Raw genomic sequence first — 26156 nt, 5'->3', positions numbered from 1 at the left:
CGTGCAGTCCCGCAGCCTTCCCGTCCCCGACGGGCTCGACGGCCAGCGCGTCGACGCGGCGCTGGCCAAGATGCTCGGGTTCTCGCGCACCTTCGCGGCCGAGGTCGCCGAAGCGGGGGGCGTCAGCCTCGACGGCGTCGCCCTGGGCAAGTCCGACCGACTGCGCGCAGGCGGCTGGCTCGACGTGAGCTGGTCGCCCAAGGAGGAGCCGAGGATAGAGCCGATCCCCGTGCCCGAGCTGGGGATCGTCCACGACGACGACGACATCGTCGTGGTCGACAAGCCGACCGGCGTCGCAGCTCACCCGTCGCTCGGCTGGGAGGGACCGACGGTCGTCGGCGCTCTCGCCGCGGCGGGCTTCCGGGTCGCGACCAGCGGAGCGCCCGAGCGGCAGGGCGTCGTGCACAGGCTGGATGTGGGCACCAGTGGCCTGATGGTCGTGGCGAAGACAGAGAGCGCATACACCGCTCTGAAACGGGCCTTCAAGGAGCGCACGGTCGAGAAGATCTACCACGCCGTCGTGCAGGGCCATCCTGATCCCCTCGCCGGCACGATCGATGCGCCGATCGGACGCCACCCGAATCACAGCTGGAAGTTCGCCGTCGTGCCGGACGGCAAGCCCTCGGTCACCCACTACGAGACCCTCGAGGCGTTCCCGGGCGCCTCCCTGCTCGAGATCCATCTCGAGACGGGCCGCACGCATCAGATCCGCGTGCACATGGCGGCGCACCGGCATCCCTGCGTCGGCGATCCGCTCTACGGCGCCGACCCGACCCTCTCGGCGCGTCTCGGACTGACCAGGCAGTGGCTTCACGCGCATCGACTCGCCTTCTCGCACCCGGCGACCGGTGAGTGGGTGCAGTTCGAGTCGCCCTACCCCGCCGACTTCCGTCATGCCCTCGACGTGCTCGACCCGGGACGCGAATCGGACTGATGCGACTCGGGCTCAGCGCCTGACGCGGCCCCCGCGGAAGGTCGCAGGGTCGTCCTCCGCCATGGCCAGAGCGATCTTGCGCACGTGCGCATCGTCCACATCGCCCATCGCCGCCAGATCGTAGAAGCCCACCTCGGTCAGCTCCCCGTCGGCGGGGTGCGGATCGCCGGACACCCAGGTGCAGCGGAAGACGAGGTCGAGGTAGTCGACCTGGTCGCCGTTGTCGTAGGTCACGCGGGGCATCTGCTGCACGAGCGCGAGCCGGTCGACCGACACCACGACACCCGCCTCCTCCAGGCACTCGCGCGCCGCGGCATCCGCCGGTTCCTCGCCCGGCTCGACGATGCCCGAGACCGCCTGCCACGCGCCGTTGTCGGCGCGCTTTCCCAGCAGCACCTTCTCGTCGCGAAAGACGATCGCCGTGGCGCCGACCAGAGACAGCGGTGCGGTGCCGATGTGCTCGCGCAGAGCGAGGACGAACTCGGGAGTGGCCATACCTCAGCGTACCGAGGGGGCGTCGACGCGGGCGTCCGAGGGGCCTCGTAGACTCGATGCATGGCCTCCGATTCCTTCGTGCACCTGCATGTCCACAGCGAGTACTCCATGCTGGACGGTGCGGCGAAGATCACCTCGATGACGCAGGCGGCGGCCGACTACGGGATGCCGGCGATCGCCGTCACCGACCACGGGAACACCTTCGCCGCGTTCGAGTTCTACAACGCAGCGAACGCCGCCGGAGTCAAGCCGATCATCGGTCTCGAGGCGTACGTGACCCCCGGCACGCACCGAAGCGACAAGTCGCGCGTGGCGTGGGGAACCGCGGATCAGAAGAGCGACGACGTCTCCGGTTCGGGTGCCTACACCCACACCACGCTGTGGAGCGAGACCACCGCCGGCATGCACAATCTGTTCCGGTTGAGCTCGCTCTCGAGCATCGAGGGCTACTACTTCAAGCCCCGCATGGATCGTGAGCTGCTGCAGACCTACGGCAAGGGCCTGATCGCCACCACGGGATGCCCGTCGGGCGAGATCCAGACCCGGCTGCGGCTCGGGCAGTACGACGCGGCGCGCGCTGCGGCCGCGGAGTTCCAGGACATCTTCGGCAAGGAGAACTACTTCGCCGAGATCATGGATCACGGTCTCTCCATCGAGCGGCGCGTGATCAGCGATCTGCTGCGGCTGTCGAAAGACCTGAACATCCCGCTCGTGGCGACGAACGACTCGCACTACACCCATCAGCACGAGGCGGACGCCCACGAAGCGCTGCTCTGCGTGCAGTCCGGGTCGACGATGGACGACCCGAACAGGTTCAAGTTCGACGGCGACGGCTATTACATCAAGACGGCGCAGGAGATGCGCCAGATGTTCCGCGACCACCCCGAGGCGTGCGACAACACGCTGCTGATCGCCGAGCGCTGCCAGGTCGAGTTCGACACCAAGGCGAACTACATGCCACGGTTCCCTGTGCCTGACGGCGAGACCGAGGACAGCTGGCTGGTCAAGGAGGTCGAGAAGGGGCTGCACTACCGCTACCCGAACGGCATCCCGGATCGCGTGCGCAAGCAGGCCGAGTACGAGACCGGCATCATCCTGCAGATGGGGTTCCCCGGCTACTTCCTCGTCGTCGCCGACTTCATCAACTGGGCCAAGGACCACGGCATCCGCGTCGGACCCGGTCGCGGCTCGGGAGCGGGGTCGATGGTCGCGTACGCGATGAAGATCACCGACCTCGACCCGCTCGAGCACGGACTCATCTTCGAGCGCTTCCTCAACCCCGACCGCGTCTCGATGCCCGACTTCGACGTCGACTTCGACGACCGTCGCCGCGGCGAGGTCATCGAGTACGTGACGCAGAAGTACGGCTCGGAGCGAGTGGCGCAGATCGTCACCTACGGCACGATCAAGTCCAAGCAGGCGCTGAAGGACGCCGGGCGCGTGCTCGGCTACCCGTTCAGCATGGGCGACCGTCTCACCAAGGCGATGCCGCCGGCGGTGATGGGCAAGGACATGCCGCTCAGCGGCATGTACGACAGCGCCCACCCGCGCTACAAGGAAGCGAGCGAATTCCGCGCGCTGATCGACACCGACACGGATGCCAAGCGCGTCTTCGACCGCGCGCTGGGGCTGGAGGGGCTGAAGCGGCAGTGGGGCGTGCACGCCGCCGGTGTGATCATGTCGTCGCACCCGCTGCTCGACATCATCCCGATCATGAAGCGCGAGCAGGACGGCCAGATCGTCACGCAGTTCGACTACCCGTCGTGCGAGTCGCTGGGCCTGATCAAGATGGACTTCCTGGGGCTGCGCAACCTCACGATCATCTCGGACGCGCTCGACAACATCCGGATGAACAGGGGAGAGGAGCTCGATCTCGAGCACCTCGGACTCGACGATCGCGCGGTCTACGACCTGCTGGCCCGCGGTGACACGCTCGGCGTCTTCCAGCTCGACAGCCCGCCGCTGCGCTCGCTGATGCGGCTCATGAAGCCCGACAACTTCGGCGACATCTCGGCGCTCATCGCGCTGTACCGCCCGGGCCCGATGGGTGCGAACTCGCACACCAACTACGCTCTGCGCAAGAACGGTCTGCAGGAGATCACGCCGATCCACCCCGAGCTGGAAGAGCCCCTGGCCGACATCCTGCAGGAGTCGTACGGTCTGATCATCTATCAGGAGCAGGTCATGGCCATCGCGCAGAAGGTCGCGGGGTTCAGCCTCGGACAGGCCGACATCCTGCGTCGCGCGATGGGAAAGAAGAAGAAGTCCGAGCTCGACAAGCAGTACGAGGGCTTCTCGGGCGGGATGAAGGAGCGCGGCTTCGGCGAGGGCGCGGTGAAGGCGCTGTGGGACATCCTCCTGCCGTTCTCGGACTACGCCTTCAACAAAGCCCACTCCGCCGCGTACGGGCTGGTCTCCTACTGGACCGCGTACCTCAAGGCTCACTACCCGGCCGAGTACATGGCGGCCCTGCTCACCAGCGTCGGCGACTCCAAAGACAAGATGGCGCTGTACCTCAACGAGTGCCGGCGCATGGGCATCCGGGTGCTGCCGCCGGACGTGTCGGAGTCGATCAACTTCTTCGCGGCCGTCGGCGAAGACATCCGCTTCGGCCTCGGCGCCGTGCGCAACGTCGGCGGCAACGTCGTCGACGGGATCGTCGCATCGCGCACGGAGGGGCCGTTCACCTCGTTCCACGACTTCCTCGGCAAGGTGCCGCTGCACGTGTCGAACAAGCGCACCGTCGAGTCGCTGATCAAGGCCGGTGCGTTCGACTCGATGGGCGACACCCGACGCGCGCTCATGGAGATCCATGAAGACGCCGTCGAGGCCGCCGTCGACCGCAAGCGGAACGAGGCGCAGGGCGCGATCGGCTTCGACTTCGACAGCCTCTACGACGACATGGAGGAGGCCGCTCCCGCGAAGGTCCCCGACCGCCCCGAGTGGGTGAAGAAGGACAAGCTGGCCTTCGAGCGTGAGATGCTCGGTCTGTACGTCTCGGATCACCCGCTCGCCGGACTCGAGGTGCCGCTCGCGAAGCACGCGTCGATCTCGATCAACGACCTGCTCACTTCGGAGGACCTTCAGGACGGCGATCAGGTCACCGTGGCCGGGCTCGTGACGAGTGTGCAGCACCGGGTGGCCAAAGCCAGCGGCAACCCGTACGGAATGATCACCGTCGAGGACTTCAACGGCGAGGTGACGGTCATGTTCATGGGCAAGACCTACACCGAGTTCCAGCACACGCTGCAGCAGGACGCCATCCTCGCCGTGCGCGGACGCGTCTCCCGACGCGACGACGGGCTCAACCTGCACGCGCAGTCGGCGTTCGCCCCCGATGTCGGATCCTTCGACGCCGCGGGACCGCTCTCGCTGCTGGTCGCCGAGCAGCGGGCGACCGAACGCGTCATGAACGACCTGGCCGACGTGCTGCGCCGCCACGCCGGCGAGACCGAGGTGCTGCTGCGCGTGCATCGCGGCGGCGCCGCGAAGGTCTTCGAGGTGCCGATGCCGGTGAAGGTGTCCGCCGACCTGTTCGGCGACCTCAAGTCGCTGCTCGGCCCCGCCTGTCTGGGCTGAGCCCGCAGCCGCGAGACGACGCACCGAACTCCCTGGTGCGGTGAGTATCATCATGACTCGCGTGGCCACCCACCACGAACGAAAGGACCCTCGATGAGCTTCGACAGGCCCAGCAGCGCCCACGACGCGTCGGCGGACGAGCCTCGCCTGCGCGCAGATGCGCGCTCGGAGGTGGGCGTCGACCCCGACGACATCGATTCGGACGACGACGGAGTGCTCTACGAAGACCAGGTGCAGCCCGAGTACGGCATCCTCGGCTTCACGCTCCGCGAGCTCATCATCGTCGGCGCCTGGCTGGTCGGCTTCGTCGCCTCGTTCTTCCCGGTCGGCCCGATCGGAGACACGGTGTGGACGTCGGGCATCCACTGGATCCTGATGATGGGCGTGCCGACCGCGGCGGTGTTCCTCGTCGTGCTTCGACGGCTCTCGCCGGACGGGATCCGCCGCGTCGGATCGCTGGGCATCGACCAGTTCGCCTCCGTCGCAGCGACCGTCGCGGCGGTGTCATGGGCTCAGGTGCTGTGGCAGCAGATCGCCGCCACCGTCGAGACCGGTGTCGTGCTGATCGGCTGGGTGGCCGTGGTGGGGCAGCTGGCGATGCTCGTACTCGTGGCGGCGACGGTGTTCGCCCCCGTGCTGCCGCGGCTGCGTGAGGACTTCCACGGTCGACTGGAGACCCTCGCGCACCGCAATGCGAACCCGGTCCGTCCCGTGATCCCGCGTCCGCGGGCTGAGCGCGAGTCCGTCACGCCGCCGGCGGGTGCAGGCGACATCGCGTCGCAGGCCGAGCCGCGTGACGGAGCGCGTGCCGCGACGGCAGAGCCGCGCGTCGACACCGCGCTGACGACGGTCATCCCGGACGCGGGCGCGGCACCGGATGTCCGGAACCGGGCATCCGCACCGGAGCACCGCTCCGCTCCGGATGTCTGGGATGCCGACCTCGCCCCGACCGAGTCGGCTCCGGGAGAGCAGGCTCTCATCGAGCCGGTCGCGGACGAGTCGCAGCCTGATGCGTCGGAGCCGAACGCATCGAGCGCCGACACGACAGCGTCGGTGCAGTCCGAGCTCGTCTCGCCCGAGCGCGGCGCATCCGTGCCGGTGCCCGAGTCCGAGTCGACCGAGCCCGAGGTCACTCCGCCCGCGCCTGAGTTCTCGTTCGAGTCGGAGCCCGAGCCTGCGCCCGAGTTCTCGTTCGAGTCCGAGCCCGAGCCCGAATCCTCGCCCGCGCCGGAGTTCATCTCGCCCGAGCCCGAGCCCGAGCCCGAGCCCGAGCCCGAGCTCGTTCCCGAGCCCGCACCGGAATCGGGATCTGCGGTGTACGAACCAGCGCCGCACTCTCTGCCCGAACAGGCCGCACCCGAGCCGGAGCCCGTCCCTGACGACCGCGACGACCACCGCGATGACGACACCGTCGACGACACCGAGGTGCTCTACAACACCGCGGCGGTCGAGGCGCTGCAGAGCATCTTCGCCGACGACGCCGCCGACTCGAACCGATCGGTCGAGCACAACACGGCGCCCGACGGTCTGCCCGGCGCCGCCGGGGCCGCCGTCGTCGAAGCCGAGGAGCAGCCGCTGCGGCGCACCCGCGCCGAGCAGGCGGCCGAGACCGATTCCTTCAACCAGCCCGAGCCGTTCTGGATCCTCGCTCCCACCGAGCGCGATGTGCTCGACGAGCGCGGCGAGCCGCTGTTCCGGATCGGCCCGACGGCGTGGGCGCTGGCCATCGAGGACCGCGGCGGCGCGTTCGTCGTGCGACATGAGGACGGCCGCATCGGCTACCTCCACGACATCTTCGACATCACGAAAGGCTGAGCGCGTGCGCACGATCGATCTTCGGGGCAAGACCCTCTCACCCTCCGACATGCTCGCGGCCGTGCCGCGAGCGACGCAGGCGCGTGCCGAAGCGCTCGAAGCCGCCGCAGTGATCGTCGACGCGGTGCGCACGTCGGGCGAGGCCGCGCTGCGCGAGCAGGCTGAGCGCTTCGACCGGGTGAGCGGTCACCCCATCCGCGTTCCCGCCGAGCACGTCGCCGAAGCCGCGGCATCCATCGACCCGGACGTCCGCTCCGCTCTCGAGGCCGCCATCGACCGCGTCCGCCGGGGCTCGGCAGCTCAGGTCCCCAGCGCGCAGACCACCCAGATCGGACCGGGCGCGAAGATCACCCAGCGGTGGCAGCCGGTGACGCGCGCGGGGGTGTACATCCCCGGTGGCAAGGCGCCGCTGGCATCCAGCGTGGTGATGAACGTCGTGCCCGCGCAGGTGGGTGGAGTCACCTCGATCGCTCTGGCGTCCCCGCCGCAGGCCGCGCACGGCGGACGGGTGCACCCGACGATCCTCGCCGCCGCCGACCTGCTCGGGATCGACGAGATCTACGCGATCGGCGGCGCCGGCGCCATCGGCGCCCTCGCTCACGGAGTCGCCGAACTCGGACTCGACCCGGTCGACGTCGTCTCGGGCCCGGGCAACAACTACGTCGCCTCCGCGAAGCGCGTCGTCGCGGGCGTCGTCGGCACGGATTCCGAGGCCGGTGCGACCGAGATCCTCATCGTCGCGGATGCCGAGGCCGACGCCGACCTCATCGCCGCCGACCTGATCAGCCAGGCCGAGCACGACGAGCAGGCGTCCGCTGTGCTGGTGACCGACTCCGTCGAGCTCGCCGAACGCGTCGCCTCGGCGGTGGCGCAGCTCGCATCGGCGACCACCCACGCCGCGCGGGTCGCCGAGGCGCTCGGCGGACCGCAGTCCGCCATCGTCCTCGTGGACGACCGCGCGATGGCCGAGGCGTTCAGCAACGCCTACGCCCCTGAGCACCTCGAACTGCACCTCGCCGACGCCTCTGCCGCAGCCGAGCGCTTCACGAGCGCGGGCGCGGTGTTCGTCGGAGATCAGACGCCGGTCAGCCTCGGGGACTACATGGCCGGCAGCAACCACGTGCTGCCCACCGGCGGTCAGGCCCGTTACGCCGCCGGGCTCGGCGCGTACACGTTCCTGCGTCCGCAGCAGGTCATCGAATACGATCACGCGGCACTCGCCGAGGTGAGGGCGGGAGTCGTCGCTCTCGCGAACGCCGAGATCCTGCCCGCCCACGGAGACGCCGTCGAGGCGCGCTTCGCCCCCGCCTCCCGGTGAGCAGGTGAGCGAGCGAGTAGGCTGACCGATCATGCACTGCCCCTTCTGCCGGCATCCGGACTCCCGCGTCATCGACTCCCGCACCAGCGACGACGGCCTGTCGATCCGCCGCCGTCGACAGTGCCCGGAGTGCGGTGGACGGTTCTCGACGACCGAGACGGCGAGCCTGATGGTCATCAAGCGCTCGGGGGTGATGGAGGCGTTCAGCCGCGACAAGGTGATCTCGGGCGTGCGCAAGGCCTGTCAGGGCCGGCCCGTCACCGAGGCGAATCTGGCGCTGCTCGCGCAGAAGGTCGAGGAGGCGGTGCGGCAGACCGGCGTCTCGCAGCTCGACACTAACGAGATCGGGCTCGCCATCCTCGGCCCCCTTCGTGAACTCGACGAGGTGGCCTACCTGCGCTTCGCGAGCGTGTACCAGGCGTTCGACTCGCTCGACGACTTCGAACGCGCGATCGGCGACCTGCGTGCCGACCACGCGACGGCAGAAGCGGAATCCGACGACCGGTAACCTTGGGCAGTGATGTACTCACTGCTCTTCCGCCACGTCCTCGCGCGCTTCGACCCGGAGTCCGCGCACCACGCCGCGATGGCCGTCATCCGCGTGCTCGGCGTGCGGCCCTTCTCGTGGGTCGCGCGGGCGCTGACGGCGCCGCGCCCCGAGCAGGAGGTGCGCGCGCTCGGCCTCGTGTTCCCCTCGCCGTTCGGGGTCGCCGCGGGGTTCGACAAGAACGCCGTGGGTGTGCGGGGTCTGGACGCGCTCGGCTTCGGGCACGTCGAGATCGGCACGATCACCGCCATCCCGCAGGAGGGCAACCCGAAGCCCCGGTTGTTCCGTCTCATCGCGGACCGCGCAGTGATCAACCGGATGGGCTTCAACAACGAGGGGGCGGATGCCGCGGCGCGCCGGCTCGCCGCGTTGCGCAGGCGCGCGCCGCACGCGGTGATCGGCGCGAACATCGGCAAGAGCCGCGTGGTCGCTGTGGAAGACGCCGTCGGCGACTACGTCACCTCCGCCACCCGGCTCGCGCCGCTCGCCGACTACCTCGCCGTGAACGTCTCGTCGCCGAACACGCCCGGCCTGCGCGGCCTGCAGGCCGTGGAGACGCTCGCCCCGCTGCTGCGCGCGGTGAAGCAGGCGGCGGGACGGACGCCGCTGCTGGTGAAGATCGCGCCGGATCTGCCCGATGACGAGATCGAGGCCATCGCCCGGATGGCGGTGGCGGAGGGGCTGGCCGGGATCATCGCCCACAACACGACCATCTCGCGAGACGGTCTGATCACCGATCCGGAGATCGTCGAGGCGGCGGGCGCCGGCGGGCTCTCCGGCGCGCCGCTGAAGGAGCGCTCGCTCGAGGTCCTCGCCGTCGTGCGGCGCGTGGTGCCGGATGACTTCTGCGTGATCGCGGTCGGGGGAGTGGAGACCGCTGACGACGTGCAGCGCCGCCTCGACGCCGGTGCGACTCTCGTGCAGGGCTACACCGCGTTCCTGTACCGGGGTCCGCTGTGGGCCAGGCAGATCAACAGAGGCCTGCGCCGCTGAGCGGCACAGGCCTCGGAACAGAACCTGGGTCCCTGAGCTCGTCGAAGGGTCAATCGGGGTACTGACCGCGGCTGACCTGCGGCTTCGGCAGACGCATGAAGCGCATCTGCAGCGATCGCATCGCCGCATACCAGCCCAGTCCGCGTTCGCGACGTTCGAGGCCGAACTTGGCGGCGACCTTCTTCTTCACCCGCATGCTCAGCAGCACCATGTCGCCGACGGCGAGCAGCATGTAGCCCCACAGTCCGACCATGGCCCACAGCTGGATCGCGGGGATGTCGATGAGGCTGAGCACGATGACCAGCAGCATCGCGGCCATCAGCCATTCGGAGATGTGCCATCCGGCGTCGACGTAGTCGCGCACCCAGCGCCGCTGCGGACCGCGGTCGCGCGCGGGGAGGTACTTGTCCTCGCCGTTCTCCATGCCGATGCGGGCTCGCTGACGGCGCGCCTGCAGATCGGCCTTCGCCGCCGCGCGAGCCTCCTTCGTGTTCGCGACCAGGGGGCGTCGGTTGGCCGCCTCGCGCTCTGCGCGGGTGGGCGTAGCGCGACCCTTGCCCACGGCGGGCGTCTCGGGGGCGTCGTCGGCGGCGGGGGTGGGGTTGGGCACGTTCGACCTCAGTTCGGAATCGGGTTCGTCTTAAGATTACTCGCATGACATCCCCTGCATCGCCTGCCTCGTCCGCCGCGGAGACCGCGCTGCTCGAGGCGGTGGCCCTCGGCATCCCATCCGCTCTGGCCGACCTGGGTGCGCTGGTGCGCATCCCCGGCATCGCCTGGCCCGCGTTCGACCAGACGCAGCTGGAGCGCTCGGCGGAAGCCGTCGCCGAGCTCGCCAGGGGAACCGGCGTGTTCGACGACGTGCGGGTGCTGCGCGCGCACGTCGACGACACCGACGAACTCGGTCAGCCCGCTGTGCTCGCGACCAGGGCCGCGCGCAACGGTCGTCCGACGATCCTCCTCTACGCGCACCACGACGTGCAGCCGCCGGGGGCCGATGAACTGTGGGATACGCCGCCCTTCGAGCCGACTGTTCGCAACGGACGTCTGTACGGCCGCGGCGCCGCGGATGACAAGGCGGGGATCATGGCGCACATCGCCGCGCTGCGGGCTGTCGCAGAGGTGCTCGGCGACGACCTCGACCTCGGCGTCTCGCTCTTCATCGAAGGCGAGGAGGAGTACGGCTCGCGCTCCTTCGCCCGCTTCCTGCGCGACAACGCCGACGCGCTCCGTGCCGACGCGATCGTCGTGGCGGATTCGGGGAATCTCGATTCCCGCACGCCGGGGCTCACCGTCTCGCTGCGCGGCAACGCCCGGTTCACCCTCACCGTCCGCACTCTCGAGCACGCCTCGCACTCGGGCATGTTCGGGGGAGCGGTTCCGGATGCCATGATGGCCGCCGTCACGCTGCTCGCGACGCTCTGGGATGCCGACGGCGCGGTCGCGGTCGAGGGGATGGCCAGCAGGCGGGCGGAGACGCCCGAGTACGCCGAGCAGACCCTGCGCGACGAGGCTGGCCTCCTCGACGGCGTCAGTCCGATCGGACGCGACGACATCTACGGCCGGATCTGGAACAAGCCGTCGATCACGATCACCGGGATGGACGTCACGAGCGTGGCCGCGGCGTCCAACACTCTGTTGCCCGAGGTGAGTCTCGTGATCAGCGCGCGGGTCGCCCCCGGCCAGAGCGCGACCGACGCCTACGCGGCGCTCGAGCGGCACCTGCGCGAGCACGCGCCGTTCGGTGCGGAGCTGACCTTCTCCGACGTCGACCTCGGCGACGGCTTCCTCGTCGACACCTCGGGATGGGCCGTCGAGCTCACCCGCGCCGCGATGGGTGACGGCTACGGCGTCGACGCCGTGGACCTCGGCGTCGGCGGATCGATCCCGTTCGTGGCAGACCTCGTCCGGGAGTTCCCGGGCGCGCAGATCCTCGTCACCGGCGTCGAGGATCCGCACTCGCGTGCGCACAGCCCGAACGAGTCGCTGCACCTCGACACGTTCCGCAACGCGGTGCGCACCGAGGCGCTGCTGCTCGCCAGGATGAACGAGCGCGCCGCCGGCTCCTGAGCCGCCGCATCGGTGCCCGACGAGGATCGGCCCTGCGGGCACCGGCGGCGGTAGAATCATGCACGAGCAGCGAGACCGCGCTGCCCGTTGCAAGGAGTTGAGATGAGCGACACCACCCTGACCTCAGAGCCCACCGCCGCCCCCGCCCACGGCGTCTCGCTGACCGATGCCGCAGCGCTCAAGGTGAAGAGCCTGCTCGAGCAGGAGGGCCGTGACGACCTGCGCCTGCGCGTGGCCGTGCAGCCCGGCGGATGCTCGGGGCTGATCTACCAGCTGTACTTCGACGAGCGCTACCTGGAAGGTGACGAGACCGTCGACTTCGACGGCGTCGAGGTCATCATCGACAACATGAGCGTGCCCTACCTGGACGGCGCGTCGATCGACTTCAAGGACACCATCTCCGAGCAGGGCTTCACGATCGACAACCCCAACGCCGCCGGCAGCTGCGCCTGCGGTGACAGCTTCCACTGAGGCCGCTACCTGCGTGGTTGGCATGAATCGCGTGTGAGGTTGCCCTAGACTTGAGTCTGCTCCTGTCCGAGATCTGAAAGGTGCATCGTGCCCTCGAAACGCCGCCTTCGTTGGGCCGCGCTCCCGCTGGGAGCAGCGGCAGCTGTGGCCCTGGCGGGATGTACTCCCACCGAACTCAATGGATTCCTTCCGGGCTTCGTCGAAGACGGCACCCCCGCGACCAACCAGACCGAGACGGTCTCCGGTCTGTGGGTCACCTCGTGGGTCGTTCTGCTGGCCGTCGGTGTGATCACGTGGGCCCTGATGGGATGGGCTCTCGTCATGTACCGCCGGCGCACCGGTCAGACCGGTCTTCCGGTCCAGCTGCGCTACAACATGCCGATCGAGATCCTCTACACGGTGATCCCGCTGATCCTCGTGCTCGGAATGTTCTTCTTCACCGCGCGCGACCAGGCCGACATCGAGACGCAGTGGGATGAGCCCGACGTCGAGATCACGGCGATCGCCAAGCAGTGGGCATGGGACTTCCAGTACGGCGGCGAAGACGAAGACGACGCTGTGTGGACCATGGGCGTGCAGGCCGATCCCGACGAGAACGGCGACATCGAGCGCGAGAAGCTCCCGACGCTCGTGCTGCCCGTCGACAAGAAGGTCACGATCGACCTGCAGTCGCGTGATGTGATCCACTCCTTCTGGATCATCGACTTCCTGTACAAGAAGGACATGTACATCGGCAAGGACAACTCCTGGTCCTTCGTCCCCACGCGCGTCGGCGAGTACGACGGCAAGTGCGCCGAGCTCTGCGGTGAGTACCACTCGATGATGCTCTTCAACGTGAAGGTCGTCGAGCAGGACGAGTACGACGCATACCTCGAGACCCTGCGCGAGCAGGGCAACACGGGCGACATCACCGACGCCTACGACCGACTCAGCAATCTCCCCGGCAGCGGCGCGAGCACGCAGTCCGAGGAAGAGGAGTAAGCCATGACCACCACAGCTGAACCCACGACAGCGCCGGGCGCCCGCCCGACCACGCTGCCGCCGCGTCAGGCAGCCCTGCTCACCTCCTCCCGCGTGGAGCAGAAGGGCAACATCATCGTCAAGTGGATGACGTCCACCGACCACAAGACGATCGGGTACATGTACCTGATCGCCTCGGTGCTCTTCTTCCTCCTCGGCGGTGTGATGGCGCTGATCATCCGCGCCGAGCTCTTCGCTCCCGGCATGCAGATCGTGCCCACCAAGGAGCAGTACAACCAGCTGTTCACGATGCACGGCACGATCATGCTGCTGATGTTCGCGACGCCGCTGTTCGCCGGCTTCGCCAACGCGATCCTGCCGCTGCAGATCGGCGCGCCCGACGTGGCGTTCCCGCGTCTGAACGCGTTCGCCTTCTGGCTGTTCACCTTCGGCTCGATCATCGCCATCGCCGGCTTCCTCACCCCGCAGGGCGCGGCCTCGTTCGGATGGTTCGCGTACCAGCCGCTCGCCAACTCGTCGTTCTCGCCGGGCGTGGGCGGCAACCTCTGGATGCTCGGCCTCGGCATGTCCGGTTTCGGCACCATCCTCGGCGCGGTGAACTTCATCACCACGGTCATCACCATGCGCGCACCCGGCATGACCATGTGGCGCATGCCGATCTTCTCGTGGAACACGCTGATCACCAGCCTCCTGATCCTGATGGCGTTCCCGGTGCTCGCCGCGGCGATCCTCGCCGCAGCGGCCGACCGCGTGCTCGGTTCGCACATCTACGACGTCGCGAACGGTGGCGTGCTGCTGTGGCAGCACCTGTTCTGGTTCTTCGGTCACCCCGAGGTGTACATCATCGCGCTGCCGTTCTTCGGCATCGTGTCCGAGATCTTCCCCGTGTTCAGCCGCAAGCCGATCTTCGGCTACAAGACGCTGGTGTACGCGACCATCGCGATCGCCGCCCTCTCGGTGGCCGTGTGGGCTCACCACATGTACGTGACCGGCGGCGTGCTGCTTCCGTTCTTCTCGCTGATGACCATGCTCATCGCGGTGCCGACGGGTGTGAAGATCTTCAACTGGATCGGCACGATGTGGCGAGGCTCGATCACCTTCGAGACGCCGATGGTGTTCGCCCTCGGCTTCCTCGTGTCCTTCGTCTTCGGTGGACTCACCGGCGTGATCCTCGCGGCTCCGCCGCTGGACTTCGCCCTGAGCGACTCGTACTTCGTCGTCGCCCACTTCCACTACGTGGTGTTCGGCACCGTCGTGTTCGCGATGTTCGCCGGCTTCTACTTCTGGTGGCCGAAGTGGACCGGCCGCATGCTCAACGAGCGCCTGGGCTACATCCACTTCTGGATGCTGTTCATCGGCTTCCACATGACCTTCCTCGTGCAGCACTGGCTGGGCGTGGACGGCATGCCCCGTCGTTACGCGGACTACTCCACCTATGACAACTGGGAGTGGGGCAACCAGGTCTCCACGATCGGTGCGATCATTCTCGGCGCCTCGATGCTGCCCTTCTTCCTCAACGTGTGGATCACCGCCCGCAAGGCGCCGAAGGTCACCGTCGACGACCCGTGGGGCTACGGTGCATCGCTGGAGTGGGCCACCTCGTGCCCGCCGCCGCGTCACAACTTCACGTCGATCCCGCGCATCCGCAGTGAGCGTCCGGCGTTCGATCTGAACCACCCCGAGGCCGCAGAGCACCCGGTGGGCGTCGCAGCGGGAGAGGTCAAGTAAGTCATGCGCAGCAATGTCATCCTCTGGTGGATCATCGCGGTCTTCTTCACGATCGCGTCCATCGTCTACACGATCTGGAACCTGGTCGACCCCTTCCACGGCTACGTGGAATGGGTGGGCACGGTGGCGCTCCTGTTCGTCGCCTTCATGGGTGCCATGATCGCCGTCTACCTGCAGCGCACGTACAAGGCGCAGGGTGGAGAGCTTCCCGAAGACGTCCTGACGGCGGACATCGACGACGGTGACCCCGAGCTCGGCGAGTTCTCGCCGTGGTCGTGGTGGCCGCTGGTCCTCGCCGCCTCCGCAGGTGTCTTCTTGCTCGGCCTCGCGGTCGGTCAGTTCCTGCTGCCGATCGGTGTGGCGATCTTCCTCGTCGCGATCGTCGGCTGGGTGTACGAGTACTACCGCGGGCACTTCGCGCGCTGACACTCTCGTCAAGGCCCCCTGGATCCGTCCAGGGGGCCTTCGTCGTCGGCGGGGAGGGGCTTCAGCGGTCAGCGGGAGGCGTCGTCAGGGGAGGCGTGCGCGCACCACTGCACCGGGGTGCGCACGAATCACTGCGGCGAGGTGTGCGTCTGCGCCGCGCGGCATCACGGCCGGGTTCGGATGCGGGGGACGCCGGTCAGGGCGTCGATCGGACGGCGGTGGATGCCGTCGTGGTCCTCGACGGGATATCCCTCGCGAACCCAGTACTCGAAACCGCCGATCATCTCGCGCACCGAGTAGCCCAGAGCCGCGAACTCCAGAGCGCCCTTGGCGCCGGCGTTGCACCCGGGGCTCCAGCAGTAGACGACGACGGAGGCGTCGGACGGGATCTCCACCGGCGCTCGCTCGGCGATCTCCCTGTAATGCATGTGCACGGCCCCGGGAACGCGACCCTGTGCCCACGCCTCGTCGGAGCGCACATCGACGACCACGAGGTGTGTCCCCGCCTTCCGCGCCGCGTGCACGTCGCTCGCATCGGTCTCGTACTGCAGCTTGGCGGCGAAGAACTCGTGTCGGTCGATCATGGTCACAGGGTAGCGCGCCGGTATCGTGCCTGCGCGCTCATGACATCCTGCCGAGGAGCGTGCGAACTCGTCTCGTCGCTTGCCGCACCTGCTCGGACCGCACGGACGGACGCCGAGGGCGACGGAAGGACGCCGAGGGCGACGGACGGACGCCGAGGGCGACGGAGAGCCGTGGAGACGACAGAGGGCCCGTCCGGATTCGGACGGGCCCTCTGTCGTGGGGGAGTGCGGCTTACTCGCCGTCCTCCGACTTCTTCTTCCTGCGCGGCTTGGCCGGGTCCTTCGCGATCACCGAGCTGGGGGTGTTCGGCGTCTCGTCGACGTGCAGATCGGTTGCGGCGATCTGGTCTTCGGAGGTGACACCCGCGCGAGCGTGTGCCCCGGCGATCTCGGCCGCCTCGATCTCCGCGTCGTGCGCCAGCGTGTGCTGCTGATGCGCGTCGGCTGCCGCGATCTCGGCCTGGGTGAGCGGCTGCAGGCGGTCTTCGTAGAACCACCGCGAGATCGAGCTGCGAAGGTTCTCGTGCCACGGGATGCGGCCCTTCGCGTTCGGGCGCACGACGAGAGGCTCGTAGGTGGCGTAGTCGATGAGCTTCCAGCGGTCGTACACGTCGACGGGCTGGTGCACCTCGATGAACTCGCCACCGGGCAGGCGCACGATGCGGCCCGACTCGTAGCCGTGCAGAACGATCTCACGATCCTTCTTCTGCAGCGCGATGCAGATGCGCTTCGTCACGAAGTACCCGAGGATCGGGCCGACGAAGAGCAGGGCCTGCAGGGCGTGAATGACACCCTCCATGGTCAGCATGAAGTGCGTGGCCATGAGGTCGGACGAGGCCGCAGCCCAGAGCACCGCGTAGAAGATCATCCCGGCGACACCGATGGCGGTGCGGGTCGGGGCGTTGCGGGGACGGTCGGCGATGTGGTGCTCGCGCTTGTCGCCCGTGATCCACGCCTCGAGGAACGGGTAGATCGCCACGGCGACGATGAACAGTCCGAGCACCAGCACCGGGATGACGATGCCGAGCGACAGCGTGAAGTTGCCGAGCATGACGTCGAGGTGCGGGGGAGCGAGACGCAGGGCGCCGTCGGCGAAGCCGATGTACCAGTCAGGCTGAGTGCCGGCCGAGATCGGGGACGGGTCGTAGGGACCGTAATCCCAGAACGGCAGGATCTGGAAGAACGAGGCGATCAGGACGATCACACCGAAGACGATGAAGAAGAAGCCGCCCATCTTCGACATGTACACCGGCATCATCGGGTAGCCGACGACGTTGTCGTTCGTGCGGCCGGGGCCGGCGAACTGGGTGTGCTTGTTGATCACCATCAGCATCAGGTGCAGCACGATGAACGCGATCACCAGCAGCGGCAGCAGCAGGATGTGCATCGTGTACAGGCGGCCGACGATGTCGTCGCCGGGGAACTCGCCGCCGAAGATGAGGAACGAGGTCCAGGTGCCGATCAGCGGCAGACCCTTGATCATGCCGTCGATGATGCGCAGACCGTTGCCCGAGAGCAGGTCGTCGGGCAGCGAGTAGCCGGTGAATCCCTCGGCCAGGGCGAGGATGAAGAGCACGAAGCCGATCACCCAGTTGAGCTCGCGCGGCTTGCGGAACGCGCCGGTGAAGAACACGCGCAGCATGTGGATGCCTATGCCGGCGATGAACACGAGTGCCGCCCAGTGGTGGATCTGGCGAACCAGAAGGCCACCGCGGATGTCCCACGAGATGCGCAGCGCCGACTCGAAGGCCGCCGTCATCTCCACGCCGCGCAAGGGCGCGTACGCGCCGGTGTAGTGCGTGGGGGCCATCGAGGCCTGGAAGAAGAACGTCAGGAACGTTCCCGACAGGAACACGGCCACGAACGCCCAGAGCGCGATCTCGCCGAGCATGAACGACCAGTGGTCGGGGAAGATCTTGCGACCGAGCTCCTTGACGAGCCCCGACAGGCTGGTGCGCTCGTCGAGGTAGTTCGCCGTCGCGCCGATGAAGCGTCCGCCCAGGGGCTTCTGCTTGGTGTCCTCTTTAAGAGTTGCGGTGCTCAATGACGCTCCCAGAAGCTCGGACCGACGGGTTCGGTGAAGTCGCTCTGCGCGATGAGGTAGCCCTCATCGTCGACGGCGATGGGCAGCTGCGGCAGCGGTCGCGCTGCCGGGCCGAAGATGACCTTGGCGTGGTCCGTGACGTCGAACTGCGACTGATGGCACGGGCACAGCAGGTGGTGGGTCTGCTGCTCGTACAGCGCGACGGGGCAGCCCACGTGCGTGCAGACCTTGGAGTAGGCGACGATGCCGTCGTAGGACCAGTCCTTGCGGTCCTCGGCCTCGATCAGCTGCTCGGGTCGCAGACGCATGAGGAGCACGATGGCCTTGGCCTTCTCCTCCATGTATCCCTCGCTGTGGCCGAGCTCGGCGAGCGGCTCGGGGATGACGTGGAAGGCCGAACCGAGAGTGACGTCCGCGGCGCGGATCGGGGTGCCCTCGGGGTCACGCGCCAGGCGCATGCCCTCTTCCCACATGGTGTGCTTGAGAAGTGCGACCGGGTCACCGGCGATGGGGTTGCCGTGCGAGTTGTTGTGCGGTGCGAGACCCCGGAACAGCGTGAGGCCGGGCAGGATCGAGGCCACGACCGCGGCGATGAGCGAGTTGCGGATGATCGCGCGGCGCCCGAAGCCCGAGTCCTCGTTGGCCGCGGCGAACGCCTCGACGGCGCCGGCGCGAGTGGCGTCCTTGCCGCGGGTCGGGTGGCGGTGCTCGATGTACTCCTTGTCGGACATCAGCGCCTTCGACCAGTGGATCGCGCCGATGCCGAGCGCCAGCAGCGCGAACGCGATGCCGATGCCGATGTACATGTTGTTGTGGCGGATGTCGATCGCCATGCCGCTCTCGATCGGGAACAGCATGTATGCGGCGACCGCCCAGATGCTGCCGGCGAGCGACAGGTAGAACAGGGTGTAGACCGTGCGGACCGCAGCCTTCTCGGCGCGCGGGTCCTTGTCGGTCATCCGCTCACGGTGTGGCGGCAGTCCCGGGTTCTCCGCAGGATCGCTGACTGCGACGCCCAGCCCCCGCGAGGGCTCGTAGGCCCTGTCGAGAGCCTGCGTGTCGTCGTCGTGTGCCATGGTGCTCCTCGTACGTAACTCTTCGATGAAAGTGCGTCAGTTGGACTTCGCCGTGATCCACACGGTGAGGGCGACCAGCGCGCCGATTCCGAAGATCCAGATGAACAGGCCCTCCGACACGGGACCGAGCGATCCGAGCGTGAAGCCGCCGATCTGCACGGCCTCCTGCTGGTAGACGAGGGCGGCGATGATGTCGCGCTTGTCCTCGGTGCTCAGGTTCATGTCGCCGAAGACCGGCATGTTCTGCGGGCCCGTGACCATGGCCGCGTAGATGTGCAGCGGGCTGGTGGAGGTCAGCGCGGGGGCGTACTTGCCCTCCGTCAGAGCGCCACCGGCGGCGGCGACGTTGTGGCACATCGCGCAGTTGATGCGGAACAGCTCCGCGCCGTTTGCGATGTCGACCTCGTCGCTCGCGTTGTCGGGGTTCTCCTCGCCTGCGGTCACCCACTTGTCGGGGTAGCTCGGGCCGGGAGCGACACTCTGCACGTAGGCGGCCATCGCGCGAATCTGCGCGTCGGTGAACTGCACGGGCTTCTGCGGCGCCTGCGGGCCCTGCATCTGCAGCGGCATGCGGCCGGTCGCCACCTGGAACTCGACGGACAGCTCGCCGACGCCGATGAGGCTCGGTCCTTCGCTCGTGCCCTGCATGTCGATGCCGTGGCAGGTCGCGCAGTTCGCGGTGAACAGCTTCTGGCCGTCCTCGACGGTCAGCTCTGCCGCAGCACTGGTCTGCGTGTCAGCGGTGGATGCCATAGCAGCGGACGCACCGGCGTACACGCCGCCGGTGAGCAGCAGGCCGGCGCCGATCAGCGCGGCAGCGGCGAGGGGACTGCGGCGACCGCGGGAGCGGTGCTTCTTCACTCGTGCCATTTCGGGAAATCGCTCCGCTCTTATTTCAGGAAGTAGATGACGGCGAACAGGGCGACCCAGACGACGTCGACGAAGTGCCAGTAGTACGACACGACGATCGAGGAGGTCGCCTCCTTGTGGCCGAAGTTCTTGACCGCGTATGCGCGGCCGATGACCAGCACGAAGGCGATGAGACCGCCGGTGACGTGCAGAGCGTGGAAGCCGGTCGTGATGTAGAACGCCGAGGCGTACGAGTCGGCGGTGATCGGAAGGCCCTCGGCGACGAGCTGCGCGTACTCCCACACCTGGCCGCTGACGAAGATCGCGCCGAGGATGAAGGTGAGCCAGAACCACTCGACCATGCCCCAGCCGAACAGGCGACGACGGCCGAAGGCGTTCACCTTGCCCTTGTCGATGCGATAGGGCTGCAGGTCTTCGGCGGCGAACACGCCCATCTGGCAGGTGAACGACGACGCCACCAGGATGACGGTGTTGACGAAGGCGTACACCACGTTGAGCAGCTCGGTGCGGTCCGCCCAGAGCTCGGGGGAGGTGCTGCGCAGCGTGAAGTAGATCGCGAAGAGTCCCGCGAAGAACATGACTTCGCTGCCGAGCCACACGATGGTGCCGACAGCGACCGGATTGGGGCGCTTGATGGTTCTTGCCGCCGGGGCATACGTCGCTGAGGTGGTCACCAGACCATTATGGCCGATTCCGCGCGGGGATTCTCGCACCGACGTGGCCTGTCTCGCTGTCCTGCGACTAAGGAAGACCTAAGAAGAGCCTGCGAATATGCTGCTTTTCCGCGCTCAGCGCGGTATGGCATCCGTCCGACGGGCTCCGTCATCTCGAAACGGCATCATCCGCTGCGCGATTAGGATCGCAGTCATGGCTGACACCCTCACCTGGCCCGATTTGCTCTCGACGCTGCTGGATCGTCGTGATCTCAGCGTGTGGGAATCGACCTGGGCGATGCGGCAGGTCATGCGCGGCAAGGTGACGGATGCCCAGCTCGCGGGGTTCCTCGTGGCGCTGCGCGCCAAGGGAGAGACGATCGACGAGATCGTCGGCTTCCGCGACGCGATCCTGGAGGCGGCCGTCCCGCTTCCGGTCTCCTCGGACGTGCTCGACATCGTCGGCACGGGCGGCGACCGCATCGGCACCGTGAACATCTCGACCACTGCGGCGATCGTCATCGGCGCGTCCGGCATCCCGGTGGTCAAGCACGGCAACCGTGCGGCGAGCTCGTCATCCGGATCGTCCGACGTGCTGGCCGCGCTCGGCCTGGACATCTCGCTCGATCCCGACCGCGTGGCCGCGGCTCTCGAGCGCACCGGCATCACGTTCGCGTGGGCGGCGGCGTTCCACCCCGGGTTCAAGCACGCCGGTGTCGCGAGGTCCGAGCTCGCGGTGCCGACGGTGTTCAACATGCTCGGCCCGTTGTGCAACCCCGCGCGCGCCGAGGCGAACGCGGTCGGCGTCGCACAGCTCGACCGCGTGCCGCTGATCACAGGCGTGTTCCGCACCCGGGGTGCGACCGCGCTCGTCTTCCGCGGCGACGACGGACTCGACGAGCTCACCACCACGGGGCACAGCCGCATCTGGGAGGTCACCCGCGGAGACATCCACGAGCACGACCTCGACCCGCGCGACCTCGGCATCCCCCTCGCCGACCTCGACGACCTCGTCGGCGGCTCACCCGAGCACAACGCGTCGGTGCTGCGACGCATCCTGGGGGGCGAGAAGGGGGCGGTGCGCGACATCGTGCTGCTGAACGCCGCCGCCGGCATCGTCTCGTACGAGCTCTCGCACGACTCGACTCTGACCCAGGTTCCCATCGTCGAGCGGCTGCGCGACGCGTACCTGCGCGCCGCCGCAGTGATCGACGACGGCCGCGCAGCCGCGAAGCTCGACCAGTGGGTGCAGGTCACCAGGGAGCCGCTGCCCGCCTGAGCGGAGCGGATGGATCGTGGACGCCGCCGACGCCCTCCTCGAGATCGCCTCGCTGCTCGAGCGCGAGCGCGCCTCCCGCTATCGCGCGAAGGCGTTCCGTCAGGCGGCGGCGGTGGTGGCATCCCTCCCGCCGGACGTGCTGAGCGACCCCACCATGCTGAAAGCGCAGAAGGGCATCGGCGATTCGACTTTCGCGGTGATCCGGCAGGCGCAGGAGGGGCGGGTGCCCGACTACCTCGTCGAACTGCGCGGTGAGGTCGATCCCGAGCGCCGCTCCGCGCTGCGCGGGCGTCTGAAGGGCGACCTGCACAGCCACACCGATTGGTCCGACGGCACCACCCCGATCGAGACCATGACTGCGGCCGCACGCGCGCTCGGCCACGAGTACCTCGCCATCACCGACCACTCGCCCAGGCTGAAGGTCGCGCGCGGTCTGTCGGCGGAGCGGCTGCGCGAGCAGATCCCGCTGGTGCGAGCGCAGTCCGGCGACGGGCTCGCAGTGCTCGCCGGCATCGAGGTGGACATCCTCGAGGACGGTGCGCTGGATCAGGCACCCGAGCTGCTGGACGAGCTCGACATCGTCGTCGCTTCGGTCCATTCGAAACTCCGGATGGATTCCGCCCCGATGACCCGTCGGATGCTGGCCGCGGTGGCCGATCCGCGCGTCAACGTGCTCGGACACTGCACGGGGCGCCTCGTCGAAGGGTCGAGGGGCACGCGTCCGCCCTCGCAGTTCGACGCGAGGGCGGTGTTCGCGGCGTGCGCCGAGAACGGGGTGGCGGTGGAGATCAACTCGCGGCCCGAGCGTCAGGATCCGCCGGACGACCTGATAGCGATCGCGCTCGACGAGGGATGCCTGTTCTCGATCGACTCCGATGCGCATGCGCCCGGACAGCTCTCGCTGCTCGACCACGGTGCCGCGCGCGCCGAGGCGGCAGGGGTGCCGGCGGAGCGCATCGTCACGACGTGGGGGCTCGAGCGCCTGCGCGCCTGGGCGCGCGGCTGAATCAGCCGGCTTCTCGGGCGGATGTCAGGGCGCTGAGCGCCCTCGACATCGATGAGCCCAGGTTCCATCTCTCCGCCAGAGCGCCGGCCGCATCGCGAGCCGCCTCGTCGAGGTCGCCCAGTGCGACGCCGGGCGCGGAGACGTCGAGACCGGTCGCGACCTGCACGACGGTGGGCGCCACGTCGAGGTACTCCGCGGCCTCGGCGAACCGCGCCGCCGCGCTCGCGGTGAGCAGGCCGTCGGCGGCTGCGGCACGGATGCCCGCCAGGTCGCCGTGTGCGCGCAGCAGCGTCGCCGCGGTCTTCTCGCCGATGCCCTTCACGCCGGGGAGGCCGTCGGACGCATCGCCTCGCAGCGTGGCGAAGTCGGCGTACTGCGAGGGGAGCACTCCGTACTTGGCGACGACGGTCTCGTCGGTGACGACCTCCAGGTTGCTCATGCCCCGCGCCGTGTAGATCACGCGCACGTCGCGGCTGTCGTCGACGAGCTGGAACAGGTCGCGGTCGCCCGTCACGATGTCGACGGGCAGAGCCGCTCCGGTGGCGAGCGTGCCGATGACGTCGTCGGCCTCGTGCTCCGCCGCGCCGATGACGGGGATGCCGAGGATGCCGAGCGCCTCGCGGATCAGCGGGATCTGCTGCTGCAGGGCATCCGGAACCTCCTCGACGTCGGGAGCCGCGGCAACCTCCTCGACGACTCGATGCGCCTTGTAGCTCGGGATCAGGTCGACCCGCCACTGCGGACGCCAGTCGTCGTCCCAGCAGGCGATGAGCTGCGACGGCTGATAGAGGGTCACGAGCTTGGCGATGATGTCGAGCAGTCCGCGGGTCGCGTTCACCGACGACCCGCCGGGTGCCTTGACCTTGTCCGGCACGCCGAAGAAGGCCCGGAAGTACAGGCTGGCGGTGTCGAGAAGCATCAGTCGTTCGGTCACGGCTTCAGCTTAGAAGGAGGCGAGCGGCGCGGCGGCGGATCTGATAATCTGAAGCGTCACTCGTGGCAGGCCTGTGCCTGCCCTCGTGGCATCGCAATCAACATCCAACCGCTTCGAGGATCCAACCCGGCGTGCGCGCCGGCCGTCGAAGCCCGATCATCCATTCACAAGGACAACCCACTACATGACTAGCGCAACGACCGCCCCGGCCACCAAGCAGGTCGCGATCAACGACATCGGCTCTGCTGAGGACTTCCTGGCCGCGGTCGAGAAGACCCTGAAGTTCTTCAACGACGGCGACATCATCGAAGGCACGATCGTCAAGATCGACCGCGATGAGGTTCTGCTCGACGTCGGCTACAAGACCGAGGGTGTCATCCCCTCGCGCGAGCTCTCCATCAAGCACGACGTCGACCCCAACGAGGTCGTCGCCGTCGGCGACCAGGTCGAGGCCCTCGTTCTCCAGAAGGAGGACAAGGAAGGCCGTCTGATCCTCTCCAAGAAGCGCGCCCAGTACGAGCGCGCCTGGGGCGACGTCGAGAAGATCAAGGAGAACGACGGGGTCGTCACCGGCACCGTCATCGAGGTCGTCAAGGGTGGCCTCATCGTCGACATCGGCCTGCGTGGCTTCCTGCCCGCGTCGCTCATCGAGCTGCGCCGCGTCCGCGACCTCACCCCGTACCTCGGTCAGGAGCTCGAGGCGAAGATCCTCGAACTCGACAAGAACCGCAACAACGTGGTGCTCAGCCGCCGCGCCCTGCTCGAGCAGACCCAGTCGGAGTCGCGCACCACGTTCCTGAACAACCTGCACAAGGGACAGGTCCGCAAGGGTGTCGTGTCGTCGATCGTCAACTTCGGTGCGTTCGTCGACCTGGGCGGCGTGGACGGTCTCGTGCACGTCTCCGAGCTGTCGTGGAAGCACATCGAGCACGCCTCCGAGGTCGTCGAGGTGGGCCAGGAGGTCACCGTCGAGATCCTCGAGGTCGACCTCGACCGCGAGCGCGTCTCGCTGTCGCTGAAGGCGACCCAGGAGGACCCGTGGCAGGTCTTCGCCCGCACCCACGCGATCGGCCAGATCGCACCGGGCAAGGTCACCAAGCTCGTTCCGTTCGGTGCGTTCGTGCGCGTCGCAGACGGCATCGAGGGCCTCGTGCACATCTCGGAGCTCTCCAGCAAGCACGTCGAGCTGGCTGAGCAGGTCGTCTCGGTCGGCGAAGAGGTCTTCGTCAAGGTCATCGACATCGACCTCGAGCGTCGCCGCATCTCGCTGTCGCTGAAGCAGGCCAACGAGTCTGTCGACCCCAACGGCACCGAGTTCGACCCGGCTCTGTACGGCATGCTCGCCGAGTACGACGAGAACGGCGAGTACAAGTACCCGGAGGGCTTCGACGCCGAGACCGGTGCCTGGAAGGAAGGCTTCGACGCTCAGCGCGAGGCCTGGGAGCAGGAGTACGCCGCCGCGCAGGCTCGCTGGGAGGCGCACAAGGCTCAGGTCGTCAAGGCCGCCGAGGCCGAGGCCGCCGCGGGCGACGACTTCGGCGCTCAGACGTTCTCGACCGACTCGACCGGTGCCGGCACGCTGGCCGACGACGAGGCTCTCGCCGCGCTGCGCGAGAAGCTCTCGGGTGGCAACAGCTGATCACCGATCACCTCTGATGCGGGCCGTCACCTTCGGGTGGCGGCCCGCTTCGCGTCCGCAGCGGGGCGCGAGACGCGTGCCAGGATGGGGGGATGCCGCTCATCGCACTCACCGGGGGCATCGCCTCGGGCAAGTCGACCATCGCCGCGCGTCTCGCCGAGCACGGCGCGACAGTGATCGACGCGGACGCCATCGTGCGGGAGGTCCAGCAGCCGGGCAGCCCGGTGCTCGAGGCGATCGCCGAGGCGTTCGGCGAGAACATGATCGCCGCGGACGGATCCCTCGACCGCGCGTCGCTCGGCGCCCGGGTCTTCGGCGACGACGAGGCGCTGCAGCGGCTGAACGCCATCGTGCATCCGGCGGTGCGAGTCGAGTCGCAGCGCCGTTTCGACGCCGCCTTCTCCGCAGACCCCGCCGCGGTGGTCGTCTACGACGTGCCGCTGCTCGTGGAGGCGCGGGTCGAGGACCCGTGGGATCTCGTGGTGGTGGCGGATGCCCCTGCCGACGTGCGCGTGCAGCGCATGATGCGGCTGCGCGGCATGTCGGAGGACGATGCTCGGCGTCGGATCGGCGCGCAGGTCTCGGATGAGGAGCGTCGAGCGATCGCCGACGTCGTCGTCGACACGTCCGAAACCGTCGAGCACACGCTCGAGCAGGTCGATGCGCTGTGGCGTTCGCTCACCGCGTGAGCCTGATCGTCTGCTGAGGCCCTCG

23 protein-coding genes are annotated in these 26156 nt (G+C 68.2%); 15 read left to right on the top strand and 8 right to left on the bottom strand.

Annotated features, from left to right (window positions below; genetic code table 11):
• Position 1 precedes the first annotated feature (1 nt).
• Positions 2 to 934 carry an RluA family pseudouridine synthase gene (locus tag V2S05_RS05110; protein WP_413634233.1) on the top strand — a complete coding sequence of 311 codons (933 nt, stop codon included), beginning with the start codon at positions 2 to 4 and terminating at the stop codon, positions 932 to 934.
• Positions 935 to 946: 12 nt separating this feature from the next.
• Here the strand turns inward: V2S05_RS05110 and V2S05_RS05105 are convergent, their stop codons facing one another.
• Positions 947 to 1429 carry an NUDIX hydrolase gene (locus V2S05_RS05105; RefSeq protein ID WP_413634232.1) on the bottom strand — a complete coding sequence of 161 codons (483 nt, stop codon included), beginning with the start codon at positions 1427 to 1429 and terminating at the stop codon, positions 947 to 949.
• 60 nt (positions 1430 to 1489) lie between these two features.
• Between V2S05_RS05105 and dnaE the strand changes: the two genes are divergently transcribed.
• The 5 genes from dnaE to V2S05_RS05080 all read left to right on the top strand — a co-directional run bounded on the left by dnaE (position 1490) and on the right by V2S05_RS05080 (position 9681).
• Positions 1490 to 5008: a DNA polymerase III subunit alpha gene (gene dnaE, locus V2S05_RS05100; RefSeq protein WP_271637348.1), complete on the top strand. Its 3519-nt coding sequence runs from the start codon at positions 1490 to 1492 to the stop codon at positions 5006 to 5008.
• Positions 5009 to 5101: 93 nt separating this feature from the next.
• A complete protein-coding gene (locus V2S05_RS05095) occupies positions 5102 to 6823 on the top strand; it encodes a hypothetical protein (RefSeq protein ID WP_413634231.1) in 1722 nt (573 codons plus the stop codon).
• 4 nt (positions 6824 to 6827) lie between these two features.
• Positions 6828 to 8141: a histidinol dehydrogenase gene (gene hisD, locus V2S05_RS05090; protein WP_413634229.1), complete on the top strand. Its 1314-nt coding sequence runs from the start codon at positions 6828 to 6830 to the stop codon at positions 8139 to 8141.
• Positions 8142 to 8172: 31 nt separating this feature from the next.
• Entirely contained in the window at positions 8173 to 8649 is a 477-nt protein-coding gene (gene nrdR, locus V2S05_RS05085) for a transcriptional regulator NrdR (RefSeq protein WP_271637351.1), read from the top strand.
• Between the two features lie 12 nt (positions 8650 to 8661).
• The gene (locus V2S05_RS05080; RefSeq protein ID WP_413635242.1) at positions 8662 to 9681 is read left to right on the top strand and encodes a quinone-dependent dihydroorotate dehydrogenase; all 1020 of its coding nucleotides are present in this window, start codon (positions 8662 to 8664) and stop codon (positions 9679 to 9681) included.
• 49 nt (positions 9682 to 9730) lie between these two features.
• On the opposite strand, the gene V2S05_RS05075 is transcribed toward V2S05_RS05080, so the two are convergent.
• On the bottom strand, positions 9731 to 10291 hold the full coding sequence (locus V2S05_RS05075) for a DUF3043 domain-containing protein (RefSeq protein ID WP_413634227.1): 561 nt from the start codon (positions 10289 to 10291) through the stop codon (positions 9731 to 9733).
• Positions 10292 to 10335: 44 nt separating this feature from the next.
• Between V2S05_RS05075 and V2S05_RS05070 the strand changes: the two genes are divergently transcribed.
• From V2S05_RS05070 to V2S05_RS05050, 5 genes are all read left to right on the top strand, one after another.
• Positions 10336 to 11751: a dipeptidase gene (locus V2S05_RS05070; RefSeq protein ID WP_413634226.1), complete on the top strand. Its 1416-nt coding sequence runs from the start codon at positions 10336 to 10338 to the stop codon at positions 11749 to 11751.
• Between the two features lie 102 nt (positions 11752 to 11853).
• Positions 11854 to 12222 carry an iron-sulfur cluster insertion protein ErpA gene (gene erpA / locus V2S05_RS05065; RefSeq protein ID WP_071643050.1) on the top strand — a complete coding sequence of 123 codons (369 nt, stop codon included), beginning with the start codon at positions 11854 to 11856 and terminating at the stop codon, positions 12220 to 12222.
• A gap of 87 nt (positions 12223 to 12309) precedes the next feature.
• Complete coding sequence (gene coxB, locus V2S05_RS05060) at positions 12310 to 13203, top strand: cytochrome c oxidase subunit II (protein ID WP_413634225.1); 894 nt, start codon at positions 12310 to 12312, stop codon at positions 13201 to 13203.
• 3 nt (positions 13204 to 13206) lie between these two features.
• Positions 13207 to 14931 (top strand): cytochrome c oxidase subunit I, encoded by a 1725-nt coding sequence (gene ctaD / locus V2S05_RS05055; protein WP_271637355.1) that lies wholly within the window; start codon positions 13207 to 13209, stop codon positions 14929 to 14931.
• Between the two features lie 3 nt (positions 14932 to 14934).
• On the top strand, positions 14935 to 15357 hold the full coding sequence (locus V2S05_RS05050) for a cytochrome c oxidase subunit 4 (protein ID WP_071643056.1): 423 nt from the start codon (positions 14935 to 14937) through the stop codon (positions 15355 to 15357).
• Between the two features lie 164 nt (positions 15358 to 15521).
• Here V2S05_RS05050 and V2S05_RS05045 read toward each other — a convergent pair whose 3' ends face one another.
• The 5 genes from V2S05_RS05045 to V2S05_RS05025 all read right to left on the bottom strand — a co-directional run bounded on the left by V2S05_RS05045 (position 15522) and on the right by V2S05_RS05025 (position 20608).
• Complete coding sequence (locus tag V2S05_RS05045) at positions 15522 to 15941, bottom strand: rhodanese-like domain-containing protein (RefSeq protein WP_413634224.1); 420 nt, start codon at positions 15939 to 15941, stop codon at positions 15522 to 15524.
• Between the two features lie 232 nt (positions 15942 to 16173).
• Positions 16174 to 17985 carry a cytochrome b gene (locus V2S05_RS05040; protein WP_071643058.1) on the bottom strand — a complete coding sequence of 604 codons (1812 nt, stop codon included), beginning with the start codon at positions 17983 to 17985 and terminating at the stop codon, positions 16174 to 16176.
• Positions 17982 to 19061, bottom strand: a complete 1080-nt coding sequence (locus tag V2S05_RS05035) for a ubiquinol-cytochrome c reductase iron-sulfur subunit (RefSeq protein WP_191713278.1) — start codon at positions 19059 to 19061, stop codon at positions 17982 to 17984. The genes V2S05_RS05040 and V2S05_RS05035 overlap by 4 nt, the downstream gene beginning before the upstream one ends.
• Before the next feature lie 36 nt (positions 19062 to 19097).
• Positions 19098 to 19931 (bottom strand): c-type cytochrome, encoded by an 834-nt coding sequence (locus tag V2S05_RS05030; protein WP_271637358.1) that lies wholly within the window; start codon positions 19929 to 19931, stop codon positions 19098 to 19100.
• A 20-nt stretch (positions 19932 to 19951) separates the two neighbouring features.
• Positions 19952 to 20608, bottom strand: coding sequence for a heme-copper oxidase subunit III (locus V2S05_RS05025; RefSeq protein WP_191713428.1), 657 nt, complete (start codon positions 20606 to 20608; stop codon positions 19952 to 19954).
• 190 nt (positions 20609 to 20798) lie between these two features.
• On the opposite strand from V2S05_RS05025, the gene trpD reads away from it, so the two are divergent.
• On the top strand, positions 20799 to 21863 hold the full coding sequence (trpD, locus tag V2S05_RS05020) for an anthranilate phosphoribosyltransferase (protein ID WP_271637359.1): 1065 nt from the start codon (positions 20799 to 20801) through the stop codon (positions 21861 to 21863).
• 16 nt (positions 21864 to 21879) lie between these two features.
• Positions 21880 to 22869: a PHP domain-containing protein gene (locus tag V2S05_RS05015; RefSeq protein ID WP_413634222.1), complete on the top strand. Its 990-nt coding sequence runs from the start codon at positions 21880 to 21882 to the stop codon at positions 22867 to 22869.
• A gap of 1 nt (position 22870) precedes the next feature.
• Here the strand turns inward: V2S05_RS05015 and V2S05_RS05010 are convergent, their stop codons facing one another.
• Positions 22871 to 23803 (bottom strand): 5'-3' exonuclease, encoded by a 933-nt coding sequence (locus V2S05_RS05010; protein ID WP_413634221.1) that lies wholly within the window; start codon positions 23801 to 23803, stop codon positions 22871 to 22873.
• 184 nt (positions 23804 to 23987) lie between these two features.
• Between V2S05_RS05010 and rpsA the strand changes: the two genes are divergently transcribed.
• Positions 23988 to 25442 (top strand): 30S ribosomal protein S1, encoded by a 1455-nt coding sequence (gene rpsA, locus V2S05_RS05005; RefSeq protein ID WP_071643070.1) that lies wholly within the window; start codon positions 23988 to 23990, stop codon positions 25440 to 25442.
• Between the two features lie 92 nt (positions 25443 to 25534).
• Positions 25535 to 26131 (top strand): dephospho-CoA kinase, encoded by a 597-nt coding sequence (coaE, locus tag V2S05_RS05000; RefSeq protein ID WP_413634220.1) that lies wholly within the window; start codon positions 25535 to 25537, stop codon positions 26129 to 26131.
• The last annotated feature ends 25 nt before the right edge of the window (positions 26132 to 26156 follow it).

It is taken from the genome of Microbacterium sp. OR16 (assembly GCF_047306725.1).
Classification (GTDB): Bacteria; Actinomycetota; Actinomycetes; order Actinomycetales; family Microbacteriaceae; genus Microbacterium.
This window is presented reverse-complemented; position numbering and strand designations above follow the sequence as displayed.

Excerpts from the sequence above, each read along its gene's own strand:
- V2S05_RS05035 (WP_191713278.1), bottom strand. The coding sequence starts at position 19,061 with ATGGCACACGACGACGACACGCAGGCTCTCGACAGGGCCTACGAGCCC.
- coaE (WP_413634220.1), top strand. The coding sequence starts at position 25,535 with ATGCCGCTCATCGCACTCACCGGGGGCATCGCCTCGGGCAAGTCGACC.
- V2S05_RS05095 (WP_413634231.1), top strand. The coding sequence starts at position 5,102 with ATGAGCTTCGACAGGCCCAGCAGCGCCCACGACGCGTCGGCGGACGAG.
- ctaD (WP_271637355.1), top strand. The coding sequence starts at position 13,207 with ATGACCACCACAGCTGAACCCACGACAGCGCCGGGCGCCCGCCCGACC.
- V2S05_RS05105 (WP_413634232.1), bottom strand. The coding sequence starts at position 1,429 with ATGGCCACTCCCGAGTTCGTCCTCGCTCTGCGCGAGCACATCGGCACC.
- V2S05_RS05050 (WP_071643056.1), top strand. The coding sequence starts at position 14,935 with ATGCGCAGCAATGTCATCCTCTGGTGGATCATCGCGGTCTTCTTCACG.
- V2S05_RS05030 (WP_271637358.1), bottom strand. The coding sequence starts at position 19,931 with ATGGCACGAGTGAAGAAGCACCGCTCCCGCGGTCGCCGCAGTCCCCTC.
- rpsA (WP_071643070.1), top strand. The coding sequence starts at position 23,988 with ATGACTAGCGCAACGACCGCCCCGGCCACCAAGCAGGTCGCGATCAAC.
- V2S05_RS05045 (WP_413634224.1), bottom strand. The coding sequence starts at position 15,941 with ATGATCGACCGACACGAGTTCTTCGCCGCCAAGCTGCAGTACGAGACC.
- V2S05_RS05080 (WP_413635242.1), top strand. The coding sequence starts at position 8,662 with ATGTACTCACTGCTCTTCCGCCACGTCCTCGCGCGCTTCGACCCGGAG.
- nrdR (WP_271637351.1), top strand. The coding sequence starts at position 8,173 with ATGCACTGCCCCTTCTGCCGGCATCCGGACTCCCGCGTCATCGACTCC.
- erpA (WP_071643050.1), top strand. The coding sequence starts at position 11,854 with ATGAGCGACACCACCCTGACCTCAGAGCCCACCGCCGCCCCCGCCCAC.
- V2S05_RS05070 (WP_413634226.1), top strand. The coding sequence starts at position 10,336 with ATGACATCCCCTGCATCGCCTGCCTCGTCCGCCGCGGAGACCGCGCTG.
- trpD (WP_271637359.1), top strand. The coding sequence starts at position 20,799 with ATGGCTGACACCCTCACCTGGCCCGATTTGCTCTCGACGCTGCTGGAT.
- dnaE (WP_271637348.1), top strand. The coding sequence starts at position 1,490 with ATGGCCTCCGATTCCTTCGTGCACCTGCATGTCCACAGCGAGTACTCC.